The sequence below is a fragment of the Desulfovibrio piger genome (assembly GCF_900116045.1).
Classification (GTDB): Bacteria; Desulfobacterota; Desulfovibrionia; order Desulfovibrionales; family Desulfovibrionaceae; genus Desulfovibrio; species Desulfovibrio piger_A.
Window position 1 is genome coordinate 1505810 of sequence record NZ_LT630450.1, and the last position, 24471, is coordinate 1530280.

Sequence of the window (24471 nt, forward strand, 5' to 3'; positions counted from 1 at the left end):
AAGGCGGATACCGTTTTTTTGACTGCGCGTAAAGGGAGGGCGGAGCGCCGCGGACCGGGAAAGAAAAAGGCGTCCGCCTGCGGGAGGGGACGCCTGAAAGGAAAAAGGCGGGACGAGGCCCCGCCTTTCAAGCAATGCTGGGAACTACACGCAGCCGGTGGGCTTGGGCAGGCCAGCCATTTTGCAGGCGCCTTTGCCGGGGCCGGAGGGGAACAGTTCGTACACTTCTTTCAGCTTGTAGCCGGTGTTCTTGGAAAGAATACGGACCATGGGAGCGATACCGTTCTTCTTGTAGTAGTCCTGCAGGAAGTCCAGGATCTTCTGGTGGTCAGGAGTGATTTCAGCGATACCTTCGGATTCCTTCACGAATTCCATCCATTCCGGGCACCAGTCGTCGAAACGGAGCAGGAAGCCGTCTTCATCAACTTCGAAGGTTTTGCCCTGAAAGCTAATTTCAGCCATGCGTGTCCTCCTTGGACGTTTGCTCTATTCGGGCCTTGCGGCCCGGCCAGACAGCCGAAGCATATTTGTATTCGGCTCATTCCCCATTGATTGCGAAAGCTCTGCAATCGCAAATGCACACTTCTTTTGCCACAAAAAAACAATCTTGGCAAGTCCCGAAAAAACCGCCAAAACCTACGCAGATACGAAGATTTGCTCTCTATATTCTGATGTTGCAGGGGGCACTAACCGGCCACATCATAGGGCGCGGCCAGCAGCAGCGTGCCGGTGGCTTCCAGATCCTTGACGAGGGCGTCTTCGACGGCCTTGTCGTCCACGCTGCGGATGCGGACATAGACCTGACGCTTGTCGCCGTCCAGATAATAGGACAGCACGGAGATGATGCGGGCGCTGTGCTTGCGCAGGGTATCGAAAATGACGCGCATGCTGCCGGGGGTGTCGGGCAGCTCGAAGGCAAACTGCATGCCGGGCACGCGGGCGCCGGTGATGTTGATCAGCAGCTTGAAGATGTCCTGGTCGGTGATGATGCCCACCAGCTTGTTGTCTTCGGCGACTACAGGCAGGCCGCCGAACCTTTTGTCCATCATGAGGATGGCCGCCTGTTCCACGCTGTCCCAGGGCTTGATAGTGACGGGCTTGGCGGTCATAATGTCCTTGGCCTTGAGCTCTGCCAGAAGGTACTGCATTTCATGCACTTCCAGCGCCGTGGCCTTGGAGGGCGACGCGCCCTTGACGTCTCTGTCGGAGATGATGCCCACCACCCGGTTCTGGTCGTCGACCACGGGCAGGCGGCGGATTTGGTGCTCCTTGAGCAGGTTGCGGCACTTCAGCAGGGACGTGTCGGGCTTGACGGCAATGACGTTGGTGGCCATCCAGTTTTCTACGAGCATGGATCCTCCTGTTGAACAGAGACCCTGCGGCATGCCGCGGGCGGGAACGTTCCCTTTTCTGTCCTGTCCTTTCACCTTATACCAAGCCGCGCCCACAAACAAGCCTGTAGGCAGACGGGGCAGCGCGGATTTTCATGACGGAGCCATTTCAGATGCAGCATCTTTTTCTTGATTGCAGTCACGGCATGAGCGGGGACATGACCCTGGCCTCCCTTGCCCATCTTGGTGTGGACCTTTCCCCCCTGCCGGACCTGCTGGCACAGGCGGGCGTGGCCTGCCGCCTGGAGGTCTGGCGGGAAGAACGGGGCGGCGGGCCCGGCTGCCGGGTGGAGGTCGGCTGGGAGGCGGAGGGCCAGCCCCTGCGGCACCCGGCGGACATCGCCGCCATCTTCGCCGCCGTGCCCGTGCCGGACAGGGTGCGCCGCAGGGCCCTGGCCGTGCTGGAGGCCCTGACCCTGGCCGAGGCCGAGGCCCACGGCATCGCCCCCGAAAAGGTCCACTTCCATGAGGTGGGCGCCGTGGACACCCTGGTGGACATCCTGGGGGCCTGCTGGGCCCTGGACCGGCTGGGCGTGGAGCGGGTGACGGCCTGTGCGCTGCCCTGGTTCGGGGGCAGCATCACCTGCGCCCACGGCGAGATCCCCCTGCCGGCGCCCGCCACGGCCAACCTCATGCGCGGCCTGCCCGTGCATCCCACCGATGCCAAGACGGAACTGGTGACCCCCACCGGCGCGGCCCTGGCCCGTGTGCTGGTGGACGAGTTCGTGGACGGTCCGGCAGGCCGTCTGCTGGCCCTGGGCACGGGCTACGGCGCACGTCCGGCCCCCACCGGCCTGCGGGCCTGGCTCGTGGAGGGCCGGGAGCCCCGGCAGGCCGATCACGGCCGGGGAGGCGACGAGGACGTGATGCAGCTGGAATGCCATCTCGACCATCTGACCGGCGAGGAACTGGGCACGGCCCTGGAAATGCTGGCCGCCGCCGACGGCGTGCTGGACGTGCTCTGGCTGCCGGGCACGGGCAAGAAGAACCGGCCCGCGGGCCTGCTGCGGGTGCTCTGCCGCCCCGCCGATACGGAAGACGTCGCCCGGGCCGTCCTGCGCCACACGCACACCCTGGGCCTGCGGCGCCAGCTGCTGCAGCGCCTGGTGCTGCCCCGCAGGGCCACGACCTGCACATGCGGCGGAACCGGCCTGCCCGCCAAGGAATACGAAGTGGAAGGCCGCTGGTATGTCCGGCCGGAGGCCGACGCCGTGGCCCGTCAGGCTGCGGCGCTGGGACTGGGGGCCCCGGCCCTGCGCTTTGGGAGAAAATGAAAGCTTTTTCCAATACCTGTAAAAATATTTAGCCTTGCTCCACTCCTTCAGGAGTGCTATGCGGGAAACGTGGGGCAGAGCTGCCCGCAACGGGCAGTCCCCGACTCGCAAGGAGTTATGCCATGAGAGCAAAGAACTTTCGTCTGTTGTTGCCGGCCCTGGTCCTGGCCTGTACGGCCACGTTCGCTCTCGCGGATGATGGGCAGGCCGCGCAGCATGTGGCCGGCGGGATGCCCGTGGTCTCGGATCATGCCGACCATGCGGGCATCATGCCCGGTACCCTGGTGGCCCGCAACGACAACGGCCGTCATGAAGGCTGGCACAAGGACAAGCCCCGTCCCAAGAAGCATTACAAGAAGGGACCGCCTCCCGGCCCCCGTCCGGGCTACCATCGTCCCGGTGACCGCCCCGGTCCCCGCCCGGGGTATCACCGTCCCGGTGACCGCCCGGGCCCGCGTCCCGGCATCCATGACGGTCGCGGTCCGCGCCCCGATGGCCCCCGTCCGGGCTATCATCGCCCCGGCGACCGTCCCGGTCCCCGCCCCGGCATCCATGACGGCCGCGGCCCGCGCCCCGATGGCCCCCGCCCCGGCCCGCGTCCCAACGGCCCGCGGCCCGATCACCGGCCTGATGGTCCCCGTCCCCGCTAGGACGCCGTTCCCCCTTTGATCGAGGACATCCGCAGGAGGCCTGCTTTGCAGGCCTCCTTTTTGTATGGAAGAAAACCTCCCGCTAGGCGGAATATTCAAAAAAACTTAAAATTTTTATATAGGAGAAAAACTCCTTTTGACCTGCTGCCATCACGTCGCGGTCCGGCAACCGCAACAATGAAGCAAATCAAATTGCAAAAGCCTCTGGCCTGCGCTACGGTAGCCAAGGTGTCCACGGTTTGCGTATCTTAACCCCCGGAGGTGCAGGATGGCTGCTAAGGTCGGCGATTTTTCCCTTATTCTCAAATTGTTGGGCGGTATCATCATCGGTGCCCTGCTTGGTCTGTACATCGGCGAGAACGCCGAAGGTTCCCTGAGGCACGTCATGGATGTGGTGGTCTCCCTGCGCCACATCTTCGGCCAGATCATCTTCTTCCTGGTGCCCCTGGTCATCGTGGGCTTCATCACGCCCGCCATCGTGCGCCTGGGGCAAAACGCCAGCAAGATCCTGCTGGTGGCCGTGGGCCTGGCCTACATCTCCTCGCTGGGCGCGGCCCTGTTCTCCATGATCTCCGGCTACTGCATCATCCCCAACCTCTCCATCGCCACCAGCACCGAGACCCTGCGCTCCCTGCCCGAGATGGTCTTCCGCCTGGACATCCCGCCGCTGTTCAGCGTCATGAGCGCCCTGGTGCTGGCCCTGACCATGGGCGTGGCCATCGTCTGGACCAGGTCCGAGACCCTGGGCAAGATCTTCTGCGAGATGGAACGCATCATGACCGCCCTGGTCAACCGCATCATGATCCCCATCCTGCCCTTCTTCGTGGGCCTGTCCTTCCTGGGCCTGGCCTATGAGGGCTCCCTCAGCCGGCATCTGCCCGTGTTCATCATGATGGTGCTCATCGTCATCGTGGGCCACTTCATCTGGCTGGCCGTGCTCTACGGCATCGGCGGCGCCCTGTCCGGCCGCAATCCCTCGCAGGTCTTCCGCCACTACGCGCCTGCCTACCTGACCGCCGTGGGCACCATGTCCAGCGCCGCCACCCTGCCCGTGGCCCTGGAATGCGCCCGCAAGTCCCCCGTCCTCAGCCGTACCATGGTGGAATTCATGGTGCCCCTGGGGGCCACCGTGCACCTGTGCGGCTCCGTGCTGACCGAGACCTTCTTCGTCATGACCATCAGCCTGATGCTCTACGGCTCCCTGCCGTCCGTGGGCACCATGCTGCTCTTCTGCGTGCTGCTGGGCATCTTCGCCGTGGGCGCCCCCGGTGTGCCCGGCGGTACCGTGGTGGCGTCGCTGGGCATCGTGACCGGCGTGCTGGGCTTCGACCCCAACGGGGTGGCCCTGCTCATCGCCATCTTCGCCCTGCAGGACAGCTTCGGTACGGCCTGCAACGTGACCGGCGACGGCGCCCTGACCCTGATGCTGGAAGGCCTGTTCAACCGCAATGGCGAACTGGGGCCCTTGCAGGACGTGGCCCCGGCGGAAAAGGTCTAGCCGTTTTTTCGGTTCCCATCGTTTGACGGGGAGGGGCCCGGCGGCAGGCACGCTCCGGCCCCTGTCTCCGGGCCCTTCCCGTCCTGTCGTGTCCTCTGCGGCAGTCCTTCCCCCTTCGCGCTGCCCGTGCGTCCCCCGTCTTGCCGGGATTCCTGAACGGACATCCGCCGAAAACGCCGCCCCGCTGGCCGCGCCGTGCTGTCCCGGGAAGGCCGCTGCCCGCTGTCCCCGGGAGCCTGTCTCCCGCCCCTTGCGCCAACCTTCTACATCGTGGGCCTCAGGCCCGGAGAATGCATGAGTCTGTCTCTTGCCGACAGGCAGGCCATCCTGGCCCTGCTGCATCAGGAAGTGGTGCCCGCCCTGGGCTGCACCGAACCCATCGCCGTGGCGCTGACCGCGGCCCGTGCCGCCGAGGCGCTGGGCCGGACGCCGGAACGCCTGGACGTGGCCGTCAGCGCCAATCTGCTCAAGAACGGCATGGGCGTCATGGTCCCCGGCACGGGCGAGATGGGCCTGGCCATCGCCGCCGCGGCCGGTGCCCTGGGCGGGAAGAGCGCCCTTGGCCTGGAATGCCTGGCCTCCCTCGACCCCGCGCAGGCCGACGCCGCCCGGGCCATGGTGGCCGCCGGGGCCGTGGAGCTGCACCTGCCGGACAACGACCTGCTGCTGTACTGCCTGGTGACGGCCCATACCGCCGGGCACAGCGCCGCCGCCGAGCTGCGCGACAGCCATGACAACATCACCCGCGTCTGGCAGGACGGGGCCCTGGTGGAAGACCGCAGGCCCGCGGAAGCCGGCGAGGCCGCGCCCGCCGACTGGCCCCTGACCCTGGCCCGGGTCTACGAATTCGCCACCACCGCGCCGCTGGAAGAGATCAGCTTCATCCTTGAGGCCGCGCGCATGAACCGCCAGGTGGCCGAGGAAGGCCTTTCCAGCCAGTACGGCCTGGGCGTGGGCAAATCCATGGATGCCCGGGTACGCAGGCACATCCTTTCCGATGACCTGCCCACCTTTGCCATCCGTCTGACCGCCGCCGCGGCCGACGCCCGCATGGCCGGGGTCATGATGCCCGTCATGAGCAATTCGGGCAGCGGCAATCAGGGCATCACCTGCACCATGCCCGTGGTGGCCTGCGCCATCCGGCAGGAAAGCAGCGACGAGGAACTGGCCCGCGCCCTGATGATGAGCCACCTCACCTCCATCCACATCAAGCATCACCTGGGCCGCCTTTCCGCCCATTGCGGTGCCATGGTGGCCGCCACGGCCGCCGGCTGCGGCATCGCCCTGCTGCTGGGCGGCGATCTGGCGGTCATGGAGCGCACCATCCGCAACATGGTGGGCAATGTGGCCGGCATGATCTGCGACGGTGCCAAGAGCAGCTGCGCCCTCAAGGTGGCCACCGCCGTGGGCGCGGGCATCCAGGCCGTCATGCTGGCCCTGGACGGCTCCGTGGTGCCCGGCAACGAAGGCATCACCGACGACGATATCGAAGTCTGCATCGCCAACCTGGGCCGCCTGGGCTCCACGGGCATGAAGGAGGCCGACAAGGTCATCCTGGACATCATGCTCAGGAAGTCCTAGGCAGGAAGGGGAGCGGCTTTCCCCCTTCAACTATCCCATAACTCCAGAGACACTCGTTTTGGGGGGAATTTCGGGCAGCATGCGGACAAGGTCAGGGCAGCACTCGGCCTTGATGATGTTGCCCCCTTTCCATTCACACAGTTTACGCGAAAATTTCGCCTGCGGCTCGCTTTTTCTCTCCATAAAAAACCTGGCGGCGATGCCAGGCGCAACTACGATATGATATTTGCAGTTCCCTTTTGTATGGGCTAAACTTCTGGTGTCACCCACGGTGACCTCCTTTTGATTTGCTTCATTGTCGCAGTTGCCAGACCGCGACGTGATGGCAGCAGATCAAAAGGAGTTTTTATAACATATGCAAAGCTTTAAGCTTTTTTGAACCTCCCGCCTAGCGGGAGGTTTTCTTTCATGCAAAAAAAGCGGGGCAGTGGCCTGCACCCGCTTTTACCGGAAAACAAGGGAAGATGATGTGTTACTTCTTGTCGGCACTGTGCTTGAGGCTCTGGCCGTGCTGCATGAAGTAGACCTGCTCGGCCAGATTGACGGAGCGTCGCCAGATGCGGGTCAGGGCACGCACTACCAGCAGGGTATGCATGACCAGCTGGGGATCGGGGCGTTTGTCTTCTTCCTGCCGCAGCAGCTCCAGCAGGCGCTGCACGATGCGCATCTCGTTCTGCAGGGCCTCGTCCTCGCAGTTGCGCAGGGCCAGGGCCTCCTGCCCGTTGCCTTCGCGGAAGCAGTCCATGGCGCGCATGAAGGCCTCGCGGGCCCGCTGCATCATGCCGCAGACCTCGTCCGTCAGGATGCGCCGCCCGGGCACATCCTCCATGAGCACGGTCTGCTCGGCCACGGTCACGGCCTCGTCGCCGATGCGCTCCAGATCCACCACCATGCGCAGGGCGGCCACCACGAAGCGCAGATCACCGGCCACGGGCTTGATGCGGGCCATGAGGCGCAGGCAGAGCTCGTCGATCTCGTTTTCCAGGGCGTCGATGGCCGTATCACCGTCACAGACGGCGATGGCGCGCACGGCCTCGCCCTTTTCATAGGAGCGCGCAGCCTCTTCCAAAGCGATGTCCACTTGCGCATACATGACCAGCAGGCGCGTGCGCAGCGTGGCCAGCATGTGCTGGGGCGTGTAATCCTGAAGAACCATTAACCGAACCTGCCTGTGATGTAGTCTTCCGTCTCTTTCTGGGACGGACGGGTGAAGATGACGTCCGTGCTGTCGCTTTCCACCAGACGGCCCATGTAGAAGAAGGCCGTCCTGTCGGAGATGCGGGCCGCCTGCTGCATGCTGTGGGTCACGATGATGATGGTCAGGCCTTCCTTGAGCTCCACGATGCTCTCTTCCACCTTGCGGGTGGCGATGGGGTCCAGGGCGCTGGCGGGCTCGTCCATGAGCAGCACCTGCGGTTCCACGGCCAGGGCGCGGGCGATGCACAAACGCTGCTGCTGGCCGCCGGAAAGGCCCAGGGCCGAGGAGGAAAGGCGGTCTTCCACTTCGTTCCAGAGGGCGGCGCGGCGCAGGGCCAGCTCCACCTTCTCGGTGATGAGGTTCTCGTCCCTGACGCCGTTGACGCGCAGGCCGTAGGCCACGTTCTCGAAGATGCTCTTGGGGAAGGGGTTGGGCTTCTGGAAGACCATGCCCACCTTCTGCCGCAGACGCACCACATTGGTGCGGGGCTGGTTGACGTCCTCGCCGTCCAGCATGATGCGGCCTTCCACCCGGCAGCCGGGGATCAGGTCGTTCATGCGGTTGAGACAACGCAGGAACGTGGACTTGCCGCAGCCGGAAGGGCCGATGAGGGCCGTGACGCCGCCGGTCTCGAAATCCAGGCTGACGTCCTGCAGGGCGTGGGAAGCGCCGTAGTAGACGTTGATCTTCTGCGCCGAAAGTGCTGTTGCCATAACTACTCCTGCGCGGGCGTCCGGGGGGCGTCCGCGCGCCTCAGGGTAAAGATGATGGCCGTGCTGCCGTCCTCGGCCGGGCTTTCAGCCCAGATGCGGCCGCCGTGCCGTTCGATCACATGTTTGCAAATGGCCAGTCCCAGGCCCGTGGAGTTCTGCCCGCGATGGCGTTCCACCTGATAGAAGCGCTCGAAGATGCGCGGCAGGTCGTCCGCGGGGATGGTGGCGCCGTCGTCCACCACGCGGATGACCACGTCGTCACCTTCCACCCGGCCCGTGACGCGGATGGCCGTGCCCTCCTCGGCATAGCGGCAGGCGTTCTCCAGCAGGTTGCGGAACACCAGCGTCAGCAGGCGGTCGTCGGCCAGCACGAGGGGCAGCTCTTCCAGATGCCCTTCCAGACGCAGACTGCGTTCCTGCAGGCGGCTCTGGCACAGGCTGCCCGCCTCCTCCAGGGTGGCGGCGCATTCCGTGGGACAAAGCTCCAGGGCGCCACCCTGGCCTTCCAGACGGGCCAGCACCAGCAGGTCTTCCAGCATGCGGGCCAGGGAACAGCTGTGCCGGTAGATGATGGCCGCGAAGTGCTGCGCCTGTTCCGGGGAATCCATGCTGAGCAGGGTCTCGGCATAGCCCTGGATGGCGGTCAGCGGCGTGCGCAGCTCATGGGAGACATTGGCCACGAAATCGCTGCGGATGCGTTCCAGCTGCATCAAATCGCTGATGTCGCGGAAGACCAGCACCGCGCCCAGGCGGGCATCGGCCAGCACGGGCAGGGAAATGAGCACCGAAAAGGCCCGGCCGCCCAGATGCAGCTGCACCTGGCGCAGGGAACGGGGCACGTCCAGATCCTCGTCACCGCTGCCGGAGGCGGTACGCGCCACCTGGGCCGAACGCAGCAGGGCATCCACGGCATCCTGCAGTTCGGGCGAGGGGATCACCTCGATGACCGGGCTGCCCGCCATGTCGGTCACCTGGGGGAAGAGACGGGCAAAGGCGCCGTTGCAGCGGCGGATGCGGCCCTGCGGGCCCAGGACGAGCACGCCGTCGCTCATGGTGTTGAGCACGCTTTCCAGCTGGGCGGTCTTGTCCGAGGCGATGCGCACCTGTTCGCCGATGCTGTCGGCCATGCGGTTCACGGCCTCGGCCAGGGGGGCGAATTCCGTGCCCGGCAGACGGCGCAGGCGGCGTTGCAGGCGGCCGCGGGAAATGGCCGAGACCACGTCCACCATCTGTCCCAGGGAACGCCGCATGGCGCCGGAGATGAAGGCGGCCAGCACCACGGCCAGCACCACGGCCAGCAGGATCATGGGCGCGAAGACGTGCAGGCGCTTCTGGATGAGCAGGTTCACGCTGTCCAGCGGCAGGGCCAGGCGCAAAACGCGCCCGTCAGGCAGGCGGCGGGCCGCATAGGCAAAATTCCTGTGCAGGGTGCCGCTGGCACGCAGGGAATAGCCTTCCCCCCCGCTGCGGGCCTGCACCACTTCGGGCCGGTCGCCGTGGTTGTCCATGCCTTCGGGCGAAACGCCGCCGGTCTCCGCCAGCACCCTGCCGTCGGCATCCAGCAGGGAAAGGCGCAGGTCGGGCAGGTCGAGCACACGGGTCAGGGCCGCCAGATCGTTTTCGCCGCGCAGCATCAGCTCGCCCGCCACGCGCGCCTCGCGCAGCAGGCCGGTGCGCGCCTCGTCGAGCTGGCGCTCTTCCAGCCATTCACGCGTCAGCCACAGGGAGAGCCCTGCGGCCACCGCGGCCACCAGCAGGATGGCCCAGAAGATCCGGGCCCTAAAAGAACGGAACATCCCCGTCATCTCAGCCTCTCAAGCGGTAACCGACGCCGCGCACGGTCTCCAGCGCGGCGGCTTCTTCACCCAGTTTGGCCCGCAGACGGCGCACATGCGTGTCCACCGTACGGGCGTAGCCTTCGAACGAATATCCCCAGACCGCATTGAGCAGCTGTTCGCGGGTACGCACGGCGCCCGCATGCCGCATGAGGTCTTCCAGCAGACGGAACTCCGTGGCCGTCAGGGCCACTTCCTGCCCGTCCAGGGTCACGCGGTGGGCCTCCACGTCCAGCAGCAGGGCCCCGCGGCACAGGGCCGACCCCATGCCGGGACGGCTGCCGCGGCGCAGGATGGCCCGGATGCGCAACACCAGCTCCCGGACGCTGAAAGGTTTGACCACATAATCATCGGCCCCCAGGGTCAGGCCCACGATGCGGTCCACTTCCTCGCCGCGGGCCGTGAGCATGAGCACGGGGATGGCCGCCGTGACCGGCTGGGCCTTGAGCCTGCGGCAGACATCGCAGCCGTCCATGCCGGGCAGCATGAGGTCCAGCACCACCAGATCGGGCAGCTCGGAGGTCGCCATGTGCAGCCCTCCCAGCCCGTCGGCCGCTTCCAGTACCGCAAAGCCTTCGCGCTCAAGGTTGAAGCGCAGCAGCTGGCGGATATCATTTTCGTCTTCAATAACAAGTATACGCTGCATGGAGTCATCCTTTGCCTTGGAGAAGTAGTGCCTTTCCCATGCGCCAGCAATGCGCCCGGAAGGTTACAATTGTGTGACGGGGCGGCAAAAACCGTGGGGCTGAAAGTGTCTCCGCATCTTCGCCGTGGCGTCACATTCCTGTAACAATGCCTGAGGAAAAGGAAGGTGCTTCGGGATCGAGCCGAAGCAACGACTTTTTTCCTTTTGAAGGAGCACTATCATGAATCTCGCCAAAACTCTGGTCCTTACCTGTGCCGCCCTGGGTCTGAGCGTGGCCGCCCACGCCCAGGATATCGTCGTCAACGGCTCCACCACCGTGCTGCCCGTCATGCAGAAGGCCGCCGAATCCTTCATGGCCGCCAACCCCGACATCAAGCTGGTGATCTCCGGCGGCGGTTCCGGCAACGGCATCAAGGCCCTGGGCGAAAAGCAGTGCGACGTGGCCATGAGCTCCCGCGACATCAAGGACAAGGAACGCGCCGCCGCTGAAAAGAAGGGCGTGAAGCCCGTGCGCATCCCCGTGGCCGTGGACGCCATCGTGCCCGTGGTCAACCCCGAGAACCCCGTCAAGGACCTGAGCCTGGAACAGCTGTCCGCCATCTACGCCGGCAAGGTGCGCAACTGGAAGGAACTGGGCGGCCAGGATGCCCCCATCGTGGTCATCTCCCGCGATACCTCTTCCGGTACCTTTGAATCCTGGCAGGAGCTGGTCATGAAGAAGGAACGCGTGACCCCCGCCGCCCTGATGCAGGCCTCCAACGGCACCGTGGTGCAGGCCGTGGCCAAGAACAAGAACGCCCTTGGCTACATCGGCCTGGGCTATCTTGACAAGAGCGTCAAGGGCCTGACCGTGGGCAAGGTGACCGCCAACGCCAAGACCGCCCTGGACGGCGAATGGCCCATCGCCCGCGAACTCTACATCTTCACCGACGGCGAGCCCAAGGGCGGCGTGAAGAAGCTGGTGGACTACCTGCTGGCCGCCGACAAGGGCCAGAAGGACGTCCTGGCCGTGGGCTACGTCCCCCTGCAGCATTAAGCCCCGCAGCGCCGGGCGGGCGGCCCCCCCTCTCCTTCCGGGGCCCCCTGCCCGGTCCCCCGCAAGGGGAAAGGGCCGTGCCGGCCTGGCCGATCATGCCGGCCTGCCTCCCCTTTCCCCTTTTTCCGCTTTTTTCCCGCTTCCTCCGGCGGGCGCGTCCCGCAAGGAAACCTTCGGAGAAAACCATGTTCAGCTCTTCCCGCGAGCGGGCCATCCGCATCTGCCTCACCGCCATCGCGGCCTCGTCCCTGCTGGCGCTGGCAGGTATCGTCATCTTCCTGTTCACCGAAGGCCTGCCCCTGTTCCGGCATGTGAGCCCGCTGGACTTTTTGCTGGGCGACCTCTGGTACCCCACGGAAGATCCCGGCCTGTTCGGCATCTTTCCGCTGCTGGTGGGTTCCGTGGCCGTCACCGTGCTCTCCTCGCTGCTGGCCGTGCCCCTGGGCGTCATGACGGCCGTGTATCTGGCCGAGATAGCGCCGCCCTTCGCCCGCCGCGTCATCAAGCCCTTCGTGGAACTGCTGGCGGCCCTGCCTTCGGTGGTGCTGGGCTTCCTGGGCATGGTGGTGCTGGCCCCCTTCCTCCAGGACGTGCTGGGCGCCGCCACGGGCCTCAACCTGCTCAACGCCTCGCTGGTGCTGGCCGTCATGAGCCTGCCCACCATCTGCTCCGTCTCCGAGGACGCCCTGCGCGCCGTGCCCCGCTCCCTGCGCGAGGCCTCCCTGGCGCTGGGCGCCACCCGCTGGGAGACCATCGTGCGCGTGGTGGTGCCCGCGGCCCTGTCCGGCATCGGCACGGCCATCATGCTGGGCATGTCCCGCGCCATGGGCGAGACCATGGTGGTGCTCATGGCGGCCGGCGGCGCGGCCATGCTGCCCCAGTCCCTGCTGGACCCCGTGCGGCCCATGCCCGCCTCCATCGCCGCCGAAATGGCTGAAGCCCCCTTCCGCAGCGACCATTACTACGCCCTGTTCGCCACAGGCATCGTCCTGTTCCTGATGACGCTGGCATTCAACATGATCGCTTCCCGCATCGCCGAAAAACACCGTCAGGTGGGCTCGGCCAGCCTTTAAGGAGCCCTTCCATGCCTCTTGCGACACCCGATCCGCGCCGCCGCCTCTTCGTCCAGGGCGCCATGCTCGGCACCCTGCGGCTGGTGGCCGCCTTCAACGTCATCCTGCTGGTGGCCATCTGCCTCTTCCTGCTGGTGCAGGGACTGCCCGCCCTCAGCTGGGAATTCCTCAGCACACCGCCCCGCGAGATGATGACCGCCGGCGGCATCCTGCCCTGCATCGTGGGCACGGCCATCCTGGCCCTGGGCTCCCTGCTGCTGGCCTTCCCCCTGGGCGTGGCCACGGCCGTCTACCTGCACGAATACGCGGGCAACGCCCCCTTCGCCCGCATGGTGCGTCTGGGGGTCAACAACCTGGCCGGGGTGCCCTCGGTGGTCTTCGGCCTGTTCGGGCTTTCGTTCTTCGTGACCTTCTGCGGCATGGGCGTCAGCATCCTGTCCGGTGTGCTGACCCTGGCCGTGCTGACCCTGCCCGTGATCATCAGCACCGCCGAGGAGAGCCTGCGCTCCGTGCCCGATACCTACCGCCAGGCCTCCCTGGCCCTGGGTGCGGGCAAGGCCCAGACCATCGCCCGCGTGGTCCTGCCCTGCGCCATGCCGGGCATGCTCACCGGCGCCATCCTGGGCGTGGCCCGCGCTGCCGGTGAAACGGCGGCCATCATGTTCACCGCCGCGGTCTTCTATACGCCCAAGAACCCGGATTCCCTCTTCAGCTCGGTCATGGCCCTGCCCTACCACATGTATGTGCTGGCCACCGCCGGTACGGATATCGAGAAGACCCGCCCGCTCCAGTACGGCACGGGCCTGGTCCTCATCCTGCTGGTGCTGGGCATGAACCTGCTGGCCATCATCCTGCGCGACCACCTGCAGCGCCGCCACCACGCCTAGACGGCCCCCGCGCCACAGGCCGATTTTTGGGGGACCTCCCGCTCCGGCGGTGAGGTCCCCTTCTCTGTCCCCCCTGCCACGGCGCGCGTCTGCCAGCGTCGCCACGCCGCGCGGGGCCCTCCCCGGCCTCCCGGACGCACCGGGTGCCCAAAGACTGCGGGGAAAGCCCGGGAAACGTATGCGGCCGCCCCTGCCGCGCGGCACTCTCTTTCACCTCCCGGACAGGGAACTGCCTGCCGCAAGAGGTCGTCGGCTCCGCCTCCCGCGCCTCTCCGGCCGCAACAGGAACGCGAACGGGCCGGAAGGGATCTCCCTTCCGGCCCGTCATCATGTCCTGTGGCGTCCGCCGCTTCCGCCTACGGCAGCAGGGTCACGCTGCCTTCGTGCACGCTGATGCGGTGCACTAGCACGCCCAGCACACCGGCGATGTCCAGCTCCGAGGTATCCACGATGACGGCATCGGCAGCGGGACGCAGGGGCGCCACGGCCCGGTTGCGGTCCAGGGAGTCCCGCTGGCGGATCTGCTCGGTGAGCGTCACCAGATCGGCTTCCACCCCGCGGGCGGCCAGGTCGCGCAGGCGACGCAGGGCCCGCACTTCGGGGGAGGCATCCAGAAAGAATTTGAAACGGGCGTCAGGAAAGACCACCGTGCCCATGTCGCGCCCTTCCACCACCAGCGGCGTGGCTTCGCCCATGGCCCGCTGGGCCTCGCGCAGCACCTCGCGCACCACGGGCACCGTGGCGATGCGGGCGGCCAGCATGCCCACCTGCTCGGTACGGATCTCGCCGCGGACGGGCACGCCGTTGCAGCATACCGTGGAGGCCCTTCCCTTGCCGGACAGGCTGAAGGTCCACTGGCGGCACTTTTCGCGCAGTTCCTCTTCGGGCAGGGCCTCCGCGCCGGGGCCCAGCCTGAGGGCCAGGCAACGGAACATGGCACCGGTATCCAGATAAGCCACGTGCAGGCTCTCGGCCAGCTGCTGGGCCAGCGTGGTCTTGCCCACACCGGCGGGGCCGTCCAGGGTCACCACAGGCAGGGTCGTCCTCATGCCCGCACCTCCTGCATCCACTGCCGCATGGCCTCGAGGAAGGCCCTGTTCTCTTCGTCGCTGCCCACGCTCACGCGCAGATGTTCGGGCAGGCTGTAGCTCTTGAGCGGACGGATGATGATGCCGCGCCGCAGCAGGGCCTCGAAGCAGGCCGCCGCCGTGCCGCAGCCTTCGGGCAGGCGCAGCATGATGAAGTTGGCGGCGCTGGGCCACACCGTGCAGCCCAGGGCGCGCAGGCCTTCGGTCAGGCGGCGGCGACCGGCGCGCACGCATGCCAGCGTGGCGGCCCGGAAGGCGCTGTCCTGGAGCACGGCGATGCCGGCTTCCTCGGCCAGGATGTTGACCGAGAACGGCAGGCGGGCCCGCCAGTAATACTGGGCCAGCTCCGCGGGCAGGATGCCGTAGCCCAGGCGCAGTCCGGCCAGGCCGTAACTTTTGGAGAAGGTGCGCATGATGGCCACGTTGTCCGGGACGTCACCGGAGGCCAGCAGGGAAAAGCGGGCCTCGTCCTCGGGGCTGTCGCCCGCGAAGTCCATGTAGGCCTCGTCCACCACCAGCAGACAGTGGGGAAAGCGCTCGCCAAGGCGCTGCGCCAGGCGGCGCACGTCGGCCAGCGGCGGGCAGTAGCCGGAGGGGTTGTCCGGCGTGGTCACGAAGACCAGCCGGGTGCCGTCATCCACCAGGGCGAAGAGGGCGTCGAGGTCGAAGCTGAAATCCGGGTTGAGGGGCTGGCGGCGCACTTCCACGCCGCAGACCTGCGCCTGGATGGGATAGATGCTGAAGCAGGGATCGAAGCAGACCACGGAATGCTTGCCCGGCACCAGGAGCATGCGGATCAGCATGTCGATGATCTCGTCCGAGCCGTTGCCCACCACCACCTGGTCGGGGCTGACGCCGTGCGTGCGGGCCAGGGCCGCCACCAGGCGGGGATTGCCGCCCTGGGGATAGCGGAAGGCGGTCCCGGCGTGCAGGCCCAGGGCTTCCTTCACCAGGGGCGAGACGCCCAGGGGGTTCTCGTTGCTGGCCATTTTGACGACCTTGGCAAGGCCGTATTTCTCCTGAATTTCGGCAATGGACATGCCGGGAACATAGGCGCTCAGGGCGGCTATTTCCGGGCGGACGGCGCAGGTGTACATACAGACTCCAGATGCAAAGAAAAAAAGGGCCGCCGCAGGTGCGGCGGCCCGAGAAACCGTGGTCAGTCCCCGATCCGGCGGGACATGGCCTAGTTGGTGGGGCGAACGGTCAGCACAGGCATGGACGCGTTCTTGACGACCTTTTCAGCCACGGAACCGAAGAGGATGCGGTCGATGCCCTTGCGGCCGTGGGTGCCCATGACGATGAGGTCGGCGCCTTCGTCATTGGCACGGGTCAGGATCTCTTCGGCGGCGTAGCCGATGAGCACCTGGCCCTTGGCTTCCACGCCGGGGAAGTTCTCGGCCACGAAAGCGTCCATGGACTTTTCGGCACCGGAGACGATCTCGCCCACGAAGTTTTCGATGGTGTTGGGCGGCACATGGAAGCCCACATACTGGCTCAACGAGGGAGCCGTGTAGACGACGATGATGCTGGCCCCCAGGCCCTTGGCCAGCATGGTGGCGTACTCTGCCACGGCCGCGCTGTGTTCGGAAAGGTCAACCGCGCAAAGAATCTTCTTGATTTCCTTCATGGTACGCTCCATTACCGCCCAGACGGACAGAAGTAAAATGTTGAAAATCCGGTTCCATCGGAAAGGGGGATGGCCCTTTCCCCGTCGGCTCCAGAGCCGGCGCAGCCTTTTTCCCTTACGATTTCAATGTAAGGACTTTCCCCGCACAAGACAAGGCCTTTTCTCCAGTTTGTGCTAAAAAGCACAAACTTTCCCCTATTCCTTGTCCTTGCGGCGCGATCCGTCCTTGTGGCGGCAGGTCAGGCTCTCCACATCGATGCGCAGGATGTTCACCCGGGCCAGGGCGGCATCGGGCGCGGGGCGCGGGCAGCGCGCGTCGAAGCGCAGGCTGATGGCGTCCAGGGCCCGGCGCTTCTCTTCCGTATCGGTCACTTCGCTCACCCGGCCGGTACCGCAAAGACTGCGGAAGTGGGTGGTGGACCTTTCGCGGATGATGCGCACGTCCACCGCCGTGGAAAAGCCCACCCGGGCATCCCGGCGCAGCACGTCGATCTTGCGGCCTGCAAAGGCGCAATGGATATAGATGCGCCCGTCCAGCCAGACATGGTTGAAGGGCAGCACATAGGGGAAATCCCCGGTCTGGAAGGCCACGAAAAGCGATTCCGCCCTGTTGAGGATCTCGCCGGGCAGGGCCGGGTCCGCGCTCAGTTCCACGCGGCTGACGGTCTGGTGCATGATGTTCTCTCCTCCCCTTGCGGGTAACGGCCGCGGGCTCAGGACAAGCGTCCCGTCCCGGCGGACCAGGCAAAAAAGTGGCCGCCGTCCAGCTCCCCGGCGGCATCGGCCCCGGGCAGGGGCAGCCCCTGGCGGCAGCAGTCCCAGCAGCGCACCAGCGCCTGGCGGTCCGCCCCGTCAGGATGGCGGGCGGCCTCGGCCAGACGGGCCGCACGGGCGGGCGTCATGGGATGGTGCCCCGGCTTGCCCGCCAGGGCCACCAGCTGCGGATTGACCCGCCCCTGGCACAAAAAGCCGCCCAGGACCTCGTTGCCGTTGTCCTGGAGCAGGCGGCGGGCCGCCGCCAGACAGTGGCGGGAATGCTCCGAGCCGGGACGCGTGCCGTGGGTGCCGAAAAAAAAGACCCGCCTGCCGCGTATGTCCTGCCACAGGCGCAGGCTGCGGCCATCGGGCAGGCCCCGGCGTACCCAGAAGCCCAGGAGCAGCGTCCCGGCATGATCGAGCAGGGGCGGATGCCCGGCGGGGAACACGGGGCCCCCGGTGGCTCCGGCCAGGGCATCGGCCAGGGAGCGGGTATTGCCGGTGATGCTGGAGCACAGGATATGCGGGGGCACGGGATGCGGATGGATGTCTGTCATGTCTGGTATGCTGCGGGCTGCCGCCCTCGGTCAGGCCTGTGCCGCGCTGCCCCGGGCCGGGGACACGCCGCGGCGGAGGCGTCATTCAAAAAAGGCACGGCCGGGACCGGGCCCCTGTCCCGGGCCGTCCGGGGACAGGGAAGGCAACGCCGGAGCGGGACCCCGCGCCCGGGAAGGCCCCTAGTCCTGGGCCCGGCGTTCCAGCGCGGCCATGTCCAGCAGTTCCACCCGCCGCCGCTCCAGGCGGATGGCTCCTTCCCGGGCCAGCTTGTTGAGCTCCCGGCTCAGGCTCTCGCGGCTCAGGCCCAGCAGGCGGGCCATGAGCTCCCGGGTACCGGGCAGTTCCAGCTGCCGGCGGCCCGCCTCCATGCGGGAGCGGTGCAGCAGCCATCCGGCCACCCGCCGGGAGACCGAGATCACCCCCTGCGAGCCGGCCACCTTGTTGACGAACAGGCGCTGCCGGGCAGCCAGCACCTGCAAAAGCCAGCGGGCCAGCCGGGGATTCTCGTCCAGCAGCCTGTCCATGGTGGCCCGCTCCAGCCAGAGCAGGCGCCCCGGCCCCAGGGCCACGGCCGTGGCCGGCAGGGGGGCCTCGTAGAACAGGGCCCCCGGATCGGGGAAGGCCCCGCCGCGGGTCAGATGCAGCACATATTCCTTTCCCTGCGGGCCCATCTTGACCAGCTTCACCTCACCGGACAGGACAAAGGGCACATGCCGCGCCCTGTCGCCTTCACGAAAGAGCACATCGCCCGCCCGCATCACGGCAAGACGGCCCGTGCCCAGCAGCAGGGCCAGCTGGGACGCGTCCAGAAGATGCCCCAGCGGGCTCTGGCCCACGGCATCCCGCAGGCTCTGGGGATCACGGTTTCCTTTGCACCGTTCCATGCGCGACCTCCACGAAGGTTGGCCCCTGCACGGACACAGGGGCGGGAAAGGAAGGCCGGACGGGGAAAGCGGCCCCGCCGGGCCCCACAAAACGAGGGGAAGGCCGCTGTCACGGCCTTCCCCTGCGGAGCGTCTTAGCCCAGGATGGCCTTGAGGTCCTCGTCAGGCGTGGTCACGGGCATGATGTTCCACTGCTCCACCAGCACCTTGAGGATGTTGGGGGACACGAAGGCAGGCAGCGTGGGGCCGAGGCGGATGTTCTTCACGCCCAGGGCCAGCAGGGTCAGCAGGATGCTCACGGCCTTCTGTTCGTACCACGAAAGCACCAGCGACAGCGGCAGCTCGTTGACGCCGCACTTCAGGGCATCGGCCAGGGCCAGGGCCACGCGCACGGCAGCGTAGGCGTCGTTGCACTGGCCCACGTCCAGCAGGCGCGGGATGCCGCCCAGGCTGCCCAGCTCCTTGTCGAAGAAGCGGAACTTGCCGCAGGCCAGGGTCAGGATCAGGCAGTCGGCCGGGATCTTCTCCACCAGTTCGGTGTAGTAGTTGCGGCCGGGACGGGCACCGTCGCAGCCGCCCACCAGGAAGATGTGGCGCAGTTTGCCCTGGGCCACGGCGTCCAGCACGGCGGGCGCGGCACCCAGCAGGGTCTCGCGGCCGAAGCCGGTCAGCACTTCCCTGCCGGGCACGTCTTCCGCGAAACCGGGCAGCTCCAGGGCCTTCTGGATGACGGCCGAGAAATCACGGCCCTTGCAATGGGTCAGGCCGGGCCAGGACACGTTGCCGGAGGTGAAGACCTTGTCGGCATAGCCCCTGGGGTCCTGGATGCAGTTGGTGGTGAAGAGCACCGCACCGGGGAAGTCGGGCAGCTCCTTCTGCTGGTTCTGCCAGGCCGTGCCGTAATGGCCGGCCAGATGCGGGAAGGCGTGCAGCAGCGGATAGGCATGGGCGGGCAGCATCTCGCCGTGGGTATAGACGTTGATGCCCGTGTCACGGGTCTGCTCCAGCAGGGCCAGCAGGTCGGGCAGGTCGTGCCCGGAGATGAGGATGGCCTTGCCCTTGCGCCGGCCCAGGGATACGGGCGTGGGCACGGGCGTGCCGAACGTGCCGGTGTTGCCCGCCTCCAGCAGTTCCATGGCGCGCAGGTTGACCTTGCCGCATTCCAGCACCAGGCCCAGCCAGCCGTTGAGGTCATGGCTCTCGGGGTCCAGTTCGGTGCCGGCGCGCAGGCCGCGATACAGGAAGGCGGCCACATCGGGATCACGCTGGCCCAGCTCGGCGGCATGGTCGGCATAGGCGGCCACGCCCTTGAGGCCGTAGAGCAGGATCTGCATGGCGGAACGCACGTCCTCGTCGCCGGACAGGTGGTCGGTGGCCGTGTCGCGCAGGTCCAGGGCAGCCAGCGGCGTGGGCGCCGGCGCGCCGGGCACGCGGGCGGCCAGGGCGGTGGTGCGCTCCAGGCATTCTTCCTGCACGGCGCGCAGGGACACAGGATCGAAATTCACATTGGTCAGGGTGGAGAACAGGGCCTTGAAGGCAAAATCATCGGTGGCGGTATCCACGATGCCGGCCTCACGGGCCATCAGGGCCACGGCCGCCAGTTCGCGCAGCTGCCACACCAGCTTGTCCTGCTGGATGGCCACGGCCTCGTTCTTGCCGCAGATACCAAGGCGGGTACAGCCCTTGCCTTTGGAAGTCTGTTCACACTGATTGCAAAACATGGGGGACTCCTTGTCTGAGAGGATGAGGTCTGTTGACGCGACTACAGCATATTTTCCCGGCCCGCACTGTGACCATCGTCACAAAACAGCGGTTATTTGCCGGAGCTTCCGCAGGACGGCACGGGGCGCCCGGCCCCTACGGCCGCTTCCGCAGGCGCTTCCAGCCCGTGGCGGGCGCCTCATGGCCGCCCTGCAGGCTGCCGCCCAGCCCCAGCCGGTGATCCAGTTCCGCCAGCCAGGCCACGGCCGCCGTGCCGCGTTCCAGTCCCAGGGCCCGGCTGCAGGCGAGCACCTCCTCCACCCTGCCCCGCCAGAACGACAGCTGCGGTTCCAGCAGGTCGAGATCGGGGTGCCTGTCCACCAGCGTGCGCAGCCCGGCGCCCACGCCTTCCGCATCGCACAGGCGGGCCAGCTGGCGGCGGCGTTGCCAGCCCGGCCGTCCCTGCGACCAGACCAGGGCCAGATGCAGGACGAAGCGCTCGTCCGCCGTGGCCTCCCGCCTCCGGTTGCCGGGCAGTATGCCCCGCACGGCCCCCAGGACGGCGCTGGTCCCGCTGCCCAGGGCATCCGCCACGGCGCCGGCCCCATGACTGACGGCCCCGGCCACGGCCTGACCGGCACCGATGACCGCACCGGCGCCCGAGCTCACGGCACCGGCCACGGCATTGCCGCCCCGTGCCGCGGCCTGACCGGCAGCGGCGGCACCATCGCTCACCGCACCGATGACCGCGCTGGTCCCGCTGCTCACCATGCCCGCCACGGCCCCGGCCCCGCTGCCGACGCTCTCCATGACGGCACTGCCCCCGCGCAGGACGGCCTGTTCCGCGGTGGCGGCACAGTCGCCCACGGCATGGATGACGGCATGGGCGCCGCTGCCCACGGCATCCGCCATGACGCCGGCCCCATTGCTGACGGCTCCGGCCACGGCCTGCCCGGCACCGATGACCGCACCGGCGCCGGAGCTCACGGCATCTGCCACGGCACTGCCGCCGCGTGCCACGCTCCGGGCGGCGTCCCGGGTCTTTTCCAGGGCGCTGCCGGTCATGGTGCCCACGGTCTCCGAGATCTTCTGCCCCACGGAGGCCGGCAGGTCCGCCAGCTGCCTGCGGAAGCCGTCCACGATGGCCCCCACGGTCTCCCGGGAGATCTCCGCCAGCATGGTGCCCGCCTCCCGGACACAGGCCTGCTGCCGGGCCTCTTCCCTGCCCAGGGCCGCGAAACGGAAGGCGCTGCGCGTGACCACCCCGGCCCGGATGGCCAGCAGACAGTTGGCCGCCCCGTCGATGACGGCGGACGTGCACTGCTGCATCATGGGCCCCATGAGCGGCACGCTGGAGGCCGCCAGGGCGGGCGTGACCGCGGGCAGCAGTTCGTTCATGCTTTCGGTGATGGTCCGGGGGATGTCCAGGGCCTCGATGGAAAAGGAGATGAAGGTGGCCGAGGAGACCGCGCTGTAGACGCTCCACAGCTCCGCCGGGGAGGGACGCTGGTTGTAGATGCCCGAAACACGCCAGACCATGCGCGCCAGCGAGATGAAGACGATGAGCGCGTCCAGACGGCCGTTCCGGGACAGGGCCGTGCCCAGGAACACCCGTTTGGCGTTGCTGCGGATCTCTTCCCCGGCGCGGGCGTCCAGCACGTCGAGGGCTTTTTCCAGAAAGTTCCCATCCGTGGCGCGGATGCCCGCGGCGCGGACATGGGGGTTCTTCTTCAGGCGGCGTTCCAGTTCCCGGGCAAAGTCCCGGCGTTCCGCCTCCGAGGGATCGTCCCGCAGCACCAGGCGGGGCTTGCGGGCGAACCAGGACAGGCCCAGCCAGAGCACGGCGACTGCCTCCAGGGCCAGCAGGGCCACGAAGGCCAGCCAGCCCCGGCCGGGGGCCAGCACTTCCACGGTCTGGAAGGCCGTCAGGTCCAGCTGGAGCAGCAGCATCAGGATGACGAGCATGAAAAGGGCCGCGGCCGCTTTCAACAAGGTCGGGAGAAACGTCATGTCAGTTACCTGCGCAAAGGAAGGATGGGGGACCCGCCGCGGGAGTTGCCCGCAGGCCGGGCGGCTCCGGCCCGTACGGTGGAGCCGGTCAGAGCACACCACAGGGCGCGTCAGCGGGATGTCAGGAACGGCGGAAAGGATCGGCGGAGCGACGGAAGGCCCCGGGAAAGGGGGGGAAACGTGCCCGCCCCAGAGCGCCGGGGCGGTCCGGGCCGGGGGCACGGCCCCGCGCGGGCAGGACGGCAGGCGAACCTGCCGTCCCCCGGATTACTTCAGAGCGGCGACACGGTCCGCCAGGGCCAGGATGGTGTTGGCATAGACCGTGGAGTGGTTGTAGCGCATCAGCAGGGCGTGCTGGCGCTCGCGGGAGAGGCCGGCCTTCCAGCCGTGCCGGGCAAGATAGTGGGAAAGGCTGGCCACGGCATCGGGCACGGTGAACAGGTCCACACGGCCGTCGCCGTCACCGTCCGCGCCGTAGGTGGCGATATTGGACGGCATGAACTGGCACAGGCCCACGGCGCCGTAGATGGAACCGGGCAGATGCTCCGGCGGCACCCGGTCGCGCAGCATGTGTTCCACCAGGGCCCTGGTTTCCTTGTAGGCCCAGTCCGCGCGTTTGGGCATGGTCTCGGCGATCCAGTCCATGTGCTGCGCATGGTCGCGCAGCTGCGGCAGCCAGTCGCTGATGCTTTCCGGCGTCCGGCTCACGGCCATGCTGGCCAGGGTGTAGAAGGCGTTCTCCGAGGTATCGCCCAGCACCTTGCCGAGGCGGGTCTCCACGAACAGCAGGGCCGCCGCGATGGACGAAGGCACGCCGTAGCGCTGCTCCGCCTGCCGGAAGGCTGTGCTGTTGGCCGTGATGAACCGGCGGCACAGACGCGCGTTGGCATCCGTGACCACGCCCTTGTAATACTGGGCCAGGGGCTTGTCCGACGGCGGCGCGGGGAAGAATTTGCGATTGTACAGGGCCTTGATCTTGCGGCCCATGGGCGACTGGGTGGGCGTGGCCGGCAGGCCCGCCAGCAGGGCGTCCACCTGCGGCCCGGAGATGCCGTCGGCAGCCAGGCGGCGCGAAAGCTCCTGCCAGGCAGGGGCCACGGCCGGGGCGGACGGGCGGACGGCCCCGGGAGCGGGGGCCGCTGCGGGCGTCACCACCGTCGCCGGAGCAGCGGGGGAAGGCCCGAGGGAACGTTCTTTCAGTCCGGCATCGCCGTCACCGTTTGCGGACGGCGGCTCCAGGATCACGGTGCCGCCGGGCACCACGTCATCCGCGGGCTCCCTGCCGCCGCAGGCGGCCAGCAGCAGGCAGCACAGCGCACACAGGACACCGCACAGGGCGACGCGTCCGTGCCTGCGGGAGATGCTCATGTCATACCTCCTGGAAAGTCCAGACCACACGCCCCAGCATGCGGCGCTGCAACAGGGCGGCGTCCAGGGACGTTTCGGGATAGTCCGGGGACTGGGCCCGCAGGACATAGCCCTGCTGCGGGCCGTCCAGGAACACCTGGCGGACCACCACGCCTTCCAGCGGGGCGAACAGGGCATAGGTCCTGCCGGAGACAGGCGCCGGGTCCTCCATGTCCACCCCGATATAGGCGCCCTCGCGCAGCAGGGGCTCCATGGCCCGCCCGCGCAGACGCAGCACCTGCAGCGAGGGCCGCAGAAAGGCCTGGGGCAGGGGGACCCTGCCGGCCACGGAAAGGGCGGGCCTGGGGGCCTCGTCCGTATAGGCACAGGCCATGTCGTAGACGTCCACCACCGTGGACCGGGTGAAGTCGCCCCCGTAGCAGGCCACGGTCTCGGCCAGGGCCTGGGGGGCCTCCTGCGGGCAATAGCCTTTTTCCGTACGCAGATAGAGGGGCCCCACCCCGTATTTGAGCCAGTCGGGGTTGAGGCCGAAACGCTCGAAGAGCTTCATGTACCAGTCGCCCGGTACAGAATCGCGGCGCTTGGCGTCCGAGATGCTGGACTGGCGTATGTTGAGCAGCTCCGCCAGTTCCACCTGGGTGCGGCAGTTGGCGGCCAGCTTGATGCGTTCATAGATTTCCGTAAAGCCCATGAT

General features: G+C 67.3%; 24 protein-coding genes. 7 read left to right on the forward strand and 17 right to left on the reverse strand.

What is annotated here, in order from left to right; genetic code table 11:
• Positions 1 to 144 precede the first annotated feature (144 nt).
• Positions 145 to 462, reverse strand: coding sequence for a TusE/DsrC/DsvC family sulfur relay protein (locus tag DESPIGER_RS06970; protein ID WP_072334826.1), 318 nt, complete (start codon positions 460 to 462; stop codon positions 145 to 147).
• 224 nt (positions 463 to 686) lie between these two features.
• Complete coding sequence (locus DESPIGER_RS06975) at positions 687 to 1352, reverse strand: CBS and ACT domain-containing protein (protein ID WP_072334829.1); 666 nt, start codon at positions 1350 to 1352, stop codon at positions 687 to 689.
• A gap of 134 nt (positions 1353 to 1486) precedes the next feature.
• On the opposite strand from DESPIGER_RS06975, the gene DESPIGER_RS06980 reads away from it, so the two are divergent.
• From DESPIGER_RS06980 to DESPIGER_RS06995, 4 genes are all read left to right on the forward strand, one after another.
• Positions 1487 to 2665 carry a LarC family nickel insertion protein gene (locus DESPIGER_RS06980; RefSeq protein ID WP_231927541.1) on the forward strand — a complete coding sequence of 393 codons (1179 nt, stop codon included), beginning with the start codon at positions 1487 to 1489 and terminating at the stop codon, positions 2663 to 2665.
• Between the two features lie 122 nt (positions 2666 to 2787).
• Entirely contained in the window at positions 2788 to 3315 is a 528-nt protein-coding gene (locus tag DESPIGER_RS06985) for a hypothetical protein (RefSeq protein ID WP_156831648.1), read from the forward strand.
• A gap of 268 nt (positions 3316 to 3583) precedes the next feature.
• A complete protein-coding gene (locus DESPIGER_RS06990; protein ID WP_072334838.1) occupies positions 3584 to 4813 on the forward strand; it encodes a dicarboxylate/amino acid:cation symporter in 1230 nt (409 codons plus the stop codon).
• A 294-nt stretch (positions 4814 to 5107) separates the two neighbouring features.
• A complete protein-coding gene (locus tag DESPIGER_RS06995) occupies positions 5108 to 6394 on the forward strand; it encodes a serine dehydratase subunit alpha family protein (RefSeq protein ID WP_072334841.1) in 1287 nt (428 codons plus the stop codon).
• A gap of 30 nt (positions 6395 to 6424) precedes the next feature.
• On the opposite strand, the gene DESPIGER_RS07000 is transcribed toward DESPIGER_RS06995, so the two are convergent.
• The 5 genes from DESPIGER_RS07000 to DESPIGER_RS07020 form a co-directional block, all read right to left on the reverse strand.
• Positions 6425 to 6664, reverse strand: a complete 240-nt coding sequence (locus DESPIGER_RS07000) for a transposase (RefSeq protein WP_162273854.1) — start codon at positions 6662 to 6664, stop codon at positions 6425 to 6427.
• 202 nt (positions 6665 to 6866) lie between these two features.
• Complete coding sequence (locus DESPIGER_RS07005) at positions 6867 to 7550, reverse strand: phosphate signaling complex PhoU family protein (protein ID WP_072334847.1); 684 nt, start codon at positions 7548 to 7550, stop codon at positions 6867 to 6869.
• Positions 7550 to 8305, reverse strand: coding sequence for a phosphate ABC transporter ATP-binding protein PstB (gene pstB, locus DESPIGER_RS07010; protein WP_072334849.1), 756 nt, complete (start codon positions 8303 to 8305; stop codon positions 7550 to 7552). Before pstB ends, DESPIGER_RS07005 begins: the two co-directional genes overlap by 1 nt.
• Before the next feature lie 2 nt (positions 8306 to 8307).
• The gene (locus tag DESPIGER_RS07015; protein WP_231927542.1) at positions 8308 to 10101 is read right to left on the reverse strand and encodes an ATP-binding protein; all 1794 of its coding nucleotides are present in this window, start codon (positions 10099 to 10101) and stop codon (positions 8308 to 8310) included.
• Positions 10102 to 10111: 10 nt separating this feature from the next.
• The gene (locus tag DESPIGER_RS07020) at positions 10112 to 10786 is read right to left on the reverse strand and encodes a response regulator (protein WP_072334856.1); all 675 of its coding nucleotides are present in this window, start codon (positions 10784 to 10786) and stop codon (positions 10112 to 10114) included.
• A gap of 220 nt (positions 10787 to 11006) precedes the next feature.
• Between DESPIGER_RS07020 and DESPIGER_RS07025 the strand changes: the two genes are divergently transcribed.
• The 3 genes from DESPIGER_RS07025 (at position 11007) to pstA (ending at position 13782) form a co-directional block, all read left to right on the forward strand.
• Positions 11007 to 11822, forward strand: coding sequence for a PstS family phosphate ABC transporter substrate-binding protein (locus DESPIGER_RS07025; protein WP_072334859.1), 816 nt, complete (start codon positions 11007 to 11009; stop codon positions 11820 to 11822).
• A 185-nt stretch (positions 11823 to 12007) separates the two neighbouring features.
• Positions 12008 to 12895, forward strand: coding sequence for a phosphate ABC transporter permease subunit PstC (gene pstC, locus DESPIGER_RS07030; protein WP_072334861.1), 888 nt, complete (start codon positions 12008 to 12010; stop codon positions 12893 to 12895).
• A gap of 11 nt (positions 12896 to 12906) precedes the next feature.
• Positions 12907 to 13782 carry a phosphate ABC transporter permease PstA gene (gene pstA, locus DESPIGER_RS07035; protein WP_407934724.1) on the forward strand — a complete coding sequence of 292 codons (876 nt, stop codon included), beginning with the start codon at positions 12907 to 12909 and terminating at the stop codon, positions 13780 to 13782.
• A 356-nt stretch (positions 13783 to 14138) separates the two neighbouring features.
• Here pstA and cmk read toward each other — a convergent pair whose 3' ends face one another.
• The 10 genes from cmk to DESPIGER_RS07085 all read right to left on the reverse strand — a co-directional run bounded on the left by cmk (position 14139) and on the right by DESPIGER_RS07085 (position 24468).
• The gene (gene cmk / locus DESPIGER_RS07040; protein ID WP_072334863.1) at positions 14139 to 14831 is read right to left on the reverse strand and encodes a (d)CMP kinase; all 693 of its coding nucleotides are present in this window, start codon (positions 14829 to 14831) and stop codon (positions 14139 to 14141) included.
• Positions 14828 to 15967, reverse strand: a complete 1140-nt coding sequence (hisC, locus tag DESPIGER_RS07045) for a histidinol-phosphate transaminase (protein ID WP_072334865.1) — start codon at positions 15965 to 15967, stop codon at positions 14828 to 14830. The genes cmk and hisC overlap by 4 nt, the downstream gene beginning before the upstream one ends.
• 89 nt (positions 15968 to 16056) lie before the next feature.
• Complete coding sequence (locus tag DESPIGER_RS07050; protein ID WP_072334867.1) at positions 16057 to 16500, reverse strand: universal stress protein; 444 nt, start codon at positions 16498 to 16500, stop codon at positions 16057 to 16059.
• 195 nt (positions 16501 to 16695) lie between these two features.
• The gene (locus DESPIGER_RS07055; protein ID WP_072334869.1) at positions 16696 to 17175 is read right to left on the reverse strand and encodes a pyridoxamine 5'-phosphate oxidase family protein; all 480 of its coding nucleotides are present in this window, start codon (positions 17173 to 17175) and stop codon (positions 16696 to 16698) included.
• Positions 17176 to 17213: 38 nt separating this feature from the next.
• Positions 17214 to 17813, reverse strand: coding sequence for a flavodoxin family protein (locus tag DESPIGER_RS07060; RefSeq protein ID WP_072334871.1), 600 nt, complete (start codon positions 17811 to 17813; stop codon positions 17214 to 17216).
• A 180-nt stretch (positions 17814 to 17993) separates the two neighbouring features.
• Entirely contained in the window at positions 17994 to 18698 is a 705-nt protein-coding gene (locus DESPIGER_RS07065) for a Crp/Fnr family transcriptional regulator (protein ID WP_072334874.1), read from the reverse strand.
• Between the two features lie 134 nt (positions 18699 to 18832).
• On the reverse strand, positions 18833 to 20419 hold the full coding sequence (gene hcp, locus DESPIGER_RS07070; protein WP_072334877.1) for a hydroxylamine reductase: 1587 nt from the start codon (positions 20417 to 20419) through the stop codon (positions 18833 to 18835).
• A 136-nt stretch (positions 20420 to 20555) separates the two neighbouring features.
• Positions 20556 to 22364, reverse strand: coding sequence for a hypothetical protein (locus DESPIGER_RS13185; protein WP_231927543.1), 1809 nt, complete (start codon positions 22362 to 22364; stop codon positions 20556 to 20558).
• Positions 22365 to 22676: 312 nt separating this feature from the next.
• Complete coding sequence (locus DESPIGER_RS07080; protein ID WP_072334883.1) at positions 22677 to 23777, reverse strand: lytic murein transglycosylase; 1101 nt, start codon at positions 23775 to 23777, stop codon at positions 22677 to 22679.
• A gap of 1 nt (position 23778) precedes the next feature.
• Positions 23779 to 24468 (reverse strand): LexA family transcriptional regulator, encoded by a 690-nt coding sequence (locus tag DESPIGER_RS07085; RefSeq protein ID WP_072334886.1) that lies wholly within the window; start codon positions 24466 to 24468, stop codon positions 23779 to 23781.
• Positions 24469 to 24471: the final 3 nt, after the last annotated feature.

Excerpts from the sequence above, each read along its gene's own strand:
- DESPIGER_RS06975 (WP_072334829.1), bottom strand. The coding sequence starts at position 1,352 with ATGCTCGTAGAAAACTGGATGGCCACCAACGTCATTGCCGTCAAGCCC.
- DESPIGER_RS07020 (WP_072334856.1), bottom strand. The coding sequence starts at position 10,786 with ATGCAGCGTATACTTGTTATTGAAGACGAAAATGATATCCGCCAGCTG.
- DESPIGER_RS07015 (WP_231927542.1), bottom strand. The coding sequence starts at position 10,101 with ATGTTCCGTTCTTTTAGGGCCCGGATCTTCTGGGCCATCCTGCTGGTG.
- DESPIGER_RS06985 (WP_156831648.1), top strand. The coding sequence starts at position 2,788 with ATGAGAGCAAAGAACTTTCGTCTGTTGTTGCCGGCCCTGGTCCTGGCC.
- DESPIGER_RS07025 (WP_072334859.1), top strand. The coding sequence starts at position 11,007 with ATGAATCTCGCCAAAACTCTGGTCCTTACCTGTGCCGCCCTGGGTCTG.
- DESPIGER_RS06970 (WP_072334826.1), bottom strand. The coding sequence starts at position 462 with ATGGCTGAAATTAGCTTTCAGGGCAAAACCTTCGAAGTTGATGAAGAC.
- hcp (WP_072334877.1), bottom strand. The coding sequence starts at position 20,419 with ATGTTTTGCAATCAGTGTGAACAGACTTCCAAAGGCAAGGGCTGTACC.
- pstB (WP_072334849.1), bottom strand. The coding sequence starts at position 8,305 with ATGGCAACAGCACTTTCGGCGCAGAAGATCAACGTCTACTACGGCGCT.
- DESPIGER_RS06990 (WP_072334838.1), top strand. The coding sequence starts at position 3,584 with ATGGCTGCTAAGGTCGGCGATTTTTCCCTTATTCTCAAATTGTTGGGC.
- cmk (WP_072334863.1), bottom strand. The coding sequence starts at position 14,831 with ATGAGGACGACCCTGCCTGTGGTGACCCTGGACGGCCCCGCCGGTGTG.
- DESPIGER_RS07050 (WP_072334867.1), bottom strand. The coding sequence starts at position 16,500 with ATGAAGGAAATCAAGAAGATTCTTTGCGCGGTTGACCTTTCCGAACAC.
- DESPIGER_RS07085 (WP_072334886.1), bottom strand. The coding sequence starts at position 24,468 with ATGGGCTTTACGGAAATCTATGAACGCATCAAGCTGGCCGCCAACTGC.
- DESPIGER_RS13185 (WP_231927543.1), bottom strand. The coding sequence starts at position 22,364 with ATGCTCGTCATCCTGATGCTGCTGCTCCAGCTGGACCTGACGGCCTTC.
- DESPIGER_RS06980 (WP_231927541.1), top strand. The coding sequence starts at position 1,487 with ATGACGGAGCCATTTCAGATGCAGCATCTTTTTCTTGATTGCAGTCAC.
- DESPIGER_RS06995 (WP_072334841.1), top strand. The coding sequence starts at position 5,108 with ATGAGTCTGTCTCTTGCCGACAGGCAGGCCATCCTGGCCCTGCTGCAT.
- pstA (WP_407934724.1), top strand. The coding sequence starts at position 12,907 with ATGCCTCTTGCGACACCCGATCCGCGCCGCCGCCTCTTCGTCCAGGGC.
- DESPIGER_RS07080 (WP_072334883.1), bottom strand. The coding sequence starts at position 23,777 with ATGAGCATCTCCCGCAGGCACGGACGCGTCGCCCTGTGCGGTGTCCTG.
- hisC (WP_072334865.1), bottom strand. The coding sequence starts at position 15,967 with ATGTACACCTGCGCCGTCCGCCCGGAAATAGCCGCCCTGAGCGCCTAT.
- DESPIGER_RS07055 (WP_072334869.1), bottom strand. The coding sequence starts at position 17,175 with ATGCACCAGACCGTCAGCCGCGTGGAACTGAGCGCGGACCCGGCCCTG.
- DESPIGER_RS07060 (WP_072334871.1), bottom strand. The coding sequence starts at position 17,813 with ATGACAGACATCCATCCGCATCCCGTGCCCCCGCATATCCTGTGCTCC.
- DESPIGER_RS07065 (WP_072334874.1), bottom strand. The coding sequence starts at position 18,698 with ATGGAACGGTGCAAAGGAAACCGTGATCCCCAGAGCCTGCGGGATGCC.
- pstC (WP_072334861.1), top strand. The coding sequence starts at position 12,008 with ATGTTCAGCTCTTCCCGCGAGCGGGCCATCCGCATCTGCCTCACCGCC.
- DESPIGER_RS07005 (WP_072334847.1), bottom strand. The coding sequence starts at position 7,550 with ATGGTTCTTCAGGATTACACGCCCCAGCACATGCTGGCCACGCTGCGC.